The organism is Allobosea sp. CER48 (assembly GCF_044752385.1).
Lineage (GTDB): Bacteria > Pseudomonadota > Alphaproteobacteria > Rhizobiales > Beijerinckiaceae > Allobosea.
Genome location: NZ_JBIWYK010000245.1, coordinates 1 through 4,721, shown reverse-complemented (window position 1 = coordinate 4,721; position 4,721 = coordinate 1). Strand labels below are relative to the sequence as shown.

The following is a 4,721-nucleotide window of genomic DNA, read 5'->3' as shown; positions in this document are numbered from 1 at the left end:
TTCCGCCGTTCCCCCCGCAGCGTCGCCAGCCCGATGCCGGCGGCGTCGAAGCCGCCATCGACGGCCAGCACCTGCCCGGTGATGTAGCTCGCCCGGTCGGAACAGAGGAAGAAAATCGATTCGGCCAGTTCCTCCTCCAGCCCGTAACGGGCGAGCGGGATGGCGTCGCGATAATCGGCGCGGATCTCGGCGCTGTGCACGGCCTTGGCCATCGCGGTCTCGACCGGTCCGGGCGCGACAGCATTGACGCGGATGCCGAGCCCCGCAAGCTCCGCCGCCTGCTGCTTCGTCAGATGCGCCAGTGCCGCCTTCGAGGTGCCGTAGGCGACGCGCAGCGTCGAGGCGCGCAGACCCGAGATCGAGGTGATGTTGACGACGGCGCCGCCGCCATTGTCCGCCATCAGCGGCGCGGCGAGCTGCGTCGCCAGGAACGGCCCCGTGAGGTTCACCGCGAGCACGCGCTGCCATTCCTCATGAGTCGTCTCCAGCAGCGGCTTGAAGACCGCCGTGCCGGCGTTGTTGACAAGTGCGTCGAGCCGGCCGAAGCGCTTGGCGAGCCCGGCGAAAGCGGCCTGCAGTTGCGCGGGATCGGCAACGTCGCAGGTCAACACCAGCGTCCGCTCGGGCTGCGCGATCTCGGCGGCAGCCCGCGCCAGCCCTTCCCCATCGATGTCGAGCAACCCGACCTGCCAGCCCTCGGCCAGGAAGCGCCTGGCCGTCGCGAGCCCGATGCCGCGCGCGGCCCCCGTCACGAGGGCGGTCCTGGTGGCTTGGTCGGTCATGGCCTGCTTCCCACGGGGTGATATCTGATGGAGGCAAGGCTATGCATGCCCCGCGGACCGCCAACAAGCGGTTCGTTGCCCGCGCGCCTTGCCGGCATTGCCGCTCGACAAATGCGCCATGCTCCTGTAAGGCCGCGCTCTCAACTGAAAACAGCGAGCCGTAACGCCCGCGTGTTCACACGCTAAACGGCCATGGAGAGACCCATGAACATCATCGAACAGCTCGATCAGGAGCAGATTGCCAAGCTGAGCGAGGGTCGCGAGATCCCGCAGTTCCAGCCCGGCGACACCGTGCAGGTCAACGTCAAGGTCAAGGAAGGCGAGCGCAGCCGCGTCCAGGCCTATGAAGGCGTCGTGATCGCCCGCAACGGCGGCGGCCTCAACCAGAGCTTCACCGTCCGCAAGATTTCCTATGGCGAGGGCGTCGAGCGCGTCTTCCCGCTGTTCTCGCCGAACCTCGACTCGATCAAGGTCATCCGCAAGGGCAAGGTGCGCCGCGCCAAGCTCTATTACCTGCGCGATCGTCGCGGCAAGTCGGCCCGCATCGCCGAGCGCATCGAGGCGAAGCCTGCCAAGGGTTCGAAGGCCGCCGGCAAGTAAGCTGCAGCCTCGATATCCGGAATGCGAAACGCGGTCCCTCGGGGCCGCGTTTTTTTGCGCCGCTACTAGACATTCCAAAAACGCATATCAAGCCACGAATTTATCATTTGATATGCATTCATGGCGGATATAAGTAAGCCAATCATTAGCATGCTACTTATGTTCATCCTATGGACCTCGCCCCACTTCAGGCCGCCTTCACTGCCGAACTCGCTTCCGTCAACCGCAAGCTGAGGGCGCTCGTCGACGAACGCGCCCGCGGCATGGGCTTGACGCTCGCGCGCGCCCGGCTGCTGATGGAGTTGGCCCGGGAGGACGGCCCGATCCAGTCCGACCTCGCGGGACTGCTCGACATCGAGCAGCCGACGCTGGTGCGCTTGCTCGACGGGCTCGAGCGCACCGGCATGATCGAGCGCCGCGCCGTCGAAGGCGATCGCCGCGCCCGCCGCGTCTTCCTCACCGAGACCGCGCGTGCCCAGGCCCAGGATATCCTGGATTTCCTGACGGAACTGCGCGCCGGCATCCTGCAGGGCATTGCGACCGAGGAGCTCGAAACGGCGCTCGACGTGCTCCGCCGCACCTCGCGCAACATCGCTGCCGGACGGAGCGCCGCCCCATGAGCGCAACCGAGCAAGCCACGGCGACTCCGGCCGCGCCGCCGCCGCAGCCTTTCGGGCTGACGATGCCGCCCGCCCGCGCGCTCGCCTACATGGTCGCTTCGGTGACCCTGGCGATGACGCAGCAGGTCGGCCAGAACATCGTCAACACCAACATCTACCAGATCCAGGGGGAACTCGGCGCCACCGTGGCCGAGACCAACTGGCTGATCGCGGCCTACATGGCGCCGAACGTTTCGCTCTCGATCGCACTGATCAAGATCCGGATGCAGTACGGCCTGCGCAACTTCGCCGAAATCAGCCTTGCCGGTTTCGTCTTCGCGACGCTGCTCAACTTCCTCTTCGTCCGCGACCTGCAGTCGGCGGTCGTGGTCCGCTTCATGAGCGGCATGGCGGCAGCGCCGATGTCCTCGCTCGCCTTCTTCTACATGATCGAGCCGCTGCCCCCGCCGAAGAAGCTCACCGTCGGCCTGTCGCTGGCGCTGACCAACACCTCGCTCGGCATCCCCGTTACGCGCCTGATTTCGCCCTGGCTGCTGGATACAGGCGGCTTCCACGGCCTGACCCTGTTCGAGATGGGCCTGGCGCTGCTGGCCTTCGGCTTCGTCTACGCGCTGCCGCTGACGTCGCCCCCGCGCGTCAAGTGGATCGGCCCGCTCGACCTCGTCAGCTATCTCTTCATCGCCGTCGGCTTCGGTTCCATCGCCGTGGTGCTTGCGCTCGGGCGCATATACTGGTGGTTCGAGGCGCCCTGGCTCGGATGGCTGCTTGCCGCCGCCATCATCTGCCTGATGCTGGCCGCGATCATCGAATTGCATCGCGACAGCCCGCTGATCGACATCCGTTGGCTCACGAGCCCGACGACGCTGCACTTCGCCGGCGCGCTGCTGCTGCTGCGCGTGCTGCTCGCCGAGCAGACCGTCGGCGCCAACAATTTCTTCCAGGCGCTCGGCATCCAGAACGAACAGACGCTGTCGCTCTACGGCGTGATCCTCTGCGCCATCCTCGCGGGCGGGCTGACCTGCGCCCTGCTGCTGCGGCCGGGCCGCGAGAACTGGTTCTACGGCGTCGCCCTGGCCTGCGTCTCCCTCGGGGCCTGGCTCGACAGCGGCGCCACCAGCCTGACCCGGCCGCACGACATCTATCTGAGCCAGGCACTCGTCGCCTATGGTTCGGGGCTGTACCTGCCGACCGCGATGGCACAGGGCATGGGCAGCGCGATCGCGCGCGGCCCCCTCTACATCCTCAGCTTCATCACCATCTTCCTGTTCACGCAGAGCATTGGCGGGCTGCTCGGCTCAGCCATATTCGGCAGTTTCATCACCCTGCGGACAAGCTTTCACTACCATGTACTGGCCGAGCATTTCGCCATGTCCGATCCGCTCGTCGCCCAGCGCATCAGCCAACTCGGCGCCAGCTATGGCCATGTCCTGACCGACACGACGCTGGCGCGGGCCGAGGGTGTGACACTGCTCGGCCAGCAGGCGATCCGTGAGGCGACGGTACTGGCCTACAACGACGCCTTCCTCCTGATCTCGCTGCTTGCGGGCCTCGCCTTGGCCGGCCTGCTGACCCATCTCGCCATCCTGCGCTTCAGAACCCGCACCGCCACCGCCAACGCCCTCGCCGCCGGCTGAACCCATCGCACCGACCATGACCCGCCTGTTTCGCTCCGCCTCAACCTATGTCGCCCTGGCCATCGGCCTCGTCGGGTTCGCCGTGATCCTCTACGCATGGCGGCTGCCGCCCTTCGTCAGCGCCGTCGAGACCACGGAGAACGCCTATGTCCGCGGTCAGGTCACGGTGATCGCTCCGCAACTCGCCGGATATGTCGCCGAGGTTCCGGTGCAGGATTTCGCGGCCGTGAAGCAAGGCGATCTGCTCTTGCGCATCGACGACCGCATCTATGCGCAGAAGCAGGAACAGGCGCGGGCCTCGCTTGCCGCCCAGCGCGCGGCGCTGGCCAATTCCGAGCAATCGCGTGCAGCCGCGGAGGCAAGGCTGCGCGCCAGCGAGGCCAATGTCGCCAGCGCCGAAGCGGCGCTGCGCACGGCAGAGGCAAACTGGGGTCGCATCGAGCCGCTGCGCGAGCGCGGCGTGGTCAGCCAGACGAGCACCGACCAGAGCCAGCAGGCGCTCGACCAGGCCCGCGCCTCGCTCGCGGCCGCGCATGCCGCCGTCGACGTCGCCCGGCAGGACGTCCAGACCGCCATCGTCAACCGCCAGTCGCTTGAAGCCGCGGTGGAGGGCGCGATGGCCGCCGTCCATCTCGCCGAGATCGACATGCAGAACACCCGCATCACCGCCCCTCAGGACGGGCGGCTCGGCGAGGTCTCCGCCAGGCTCGGCCAATATGTTTCGGCCGGTACGCAGCTGATGGCGCTGGTGCCGGCCCAGACCTGGGTCATCGCCAATTTCAAGGAGACCCAGCTGCCCGGCATGCGCGTCGGCCAGCCTGTCAGCTTCACCGTCGATGCGCTGCGCCATGCCACGCTGACCGGCAAGATCGAGCGCTTCTCGCCCGCGGCCGGCTCCGAGTTCAGCGTCATCCGGGCAGACAATGCCACCGGCAACTTCATCAAGATCGCCCAGCGGGTTCCGGTCCGCATCGCCATCGATCCCGGCCAGCCCCTGGCAAGCGAGCTGGCGCCCGGCATGTCGGTGGTCGTGAGCGTCGATACCTCGCGGCGCTGACGAGAACCGCCTCAGTCCAGCGTCGTCA

5 protein-coding genes are annotated in these 4,721 nt (G+C 67.1%); 4 read left to right on the top strand and 1 reads right to left on the bottom strand.

All coding sequences use genetic code 11. The annotated features are described in order from the left end of the window. On the bottom strand, positions 1-782 hold a 782-nt coding region (locus ACIPIA_RS10545; protein ID WP_400509250.1), incomplete at its 3' end, for an SDR family NAD(P)-dependent oxidoreductase. Between the two features lie 204 nt (positions 783-986). On the opposite strand from ACIPIA_RS10545, the gene rplS reads away from it, so the two are divergent. The 4 genes from rplS to ACIPIA_RS10525 all read left to right on the top strand — a co-directional run bounded on the left by rplS (position 987) and on the right by ACIPIA_RS10525 (position 4,693). Next, complete coding sequence (gene rplS / locus ACIPIA_RS10540; protein ID WP_400509248.1) at positions 987-1,382, top strand: 50S ribosomal protein L19; 396 nt, start codon at positions 987-989, stop codon at positions 1,380-1,382. A 170-nt stretch (positions 1,383-1,552) separates the two neighbouring features. Continuing rightward, on the top strand, positions 1,553-2,002 hold the full coding sequence (locus ACIPIA_RS10535) for a MarR family winged helix-turn-helix transcriptional regulator (RefSeq protein ID WP_400509246.1): 450 nt from the start codon (positions 1,553-1,555) through the stop codon (positions 2,000-2,002). 62 nt (positions 2,003-2,064) lie between these two features. Then, positions 2,065-3,636, top strand: coding sequence for an efflux MFS transporter permease (locus ACIPIA_RS10530; protein WP_400509252.1), 1,572 nt, complete (start codon positions 2,065-2,067; stop codon positions 3,634-3,636). Between the two features lie 16 nt (positions 3,637-3,652). Then, positions 3,653-4,693: an HlyD family secretion protein gene (locus ACIPIA_RS10525; protein WP_400509244.1), complete on the top strand. Its 1,041-nt coding sequence runs from the start codon at positions 3,653-3,655 to the stop codon at positions 4,691-4,693. Positions 4,694-4,721: the final 28 nt, after the last annotated feature.

Bases quoted from the DNA above. Each gene is read 5' to 3' on its own strand.
- rplS (WP_400509248.1), top strand. From the start codon at position 987: ATGAACATCATCGAACAGCTCGATCAGGAGCAGATTGCCAAGCTGAGC.
- ACIPIA_RS10535 (WP_400509246.1), top strand. From the start codon at position 1,553: ATGGACCTCGCCCCACTTCAGGCCGCCTTCACTGCCGAACTCGCTTCC.
- ACIPIA_RS10530 (WP_400509252.1), top strand. From the start codon at position 2,065: ATGCCGCCCGCCCGCGCGCTCGCCTACATGGTCGCTTCGGTGACCCTG.
- ACIPIA_RS10525 (WP_400509244.1), top strand. From the start codon at position 3,653: ATGACCCGCCTGTTTCGCTCCGCCTCAACCTATGTCGCCCTGGCCATC.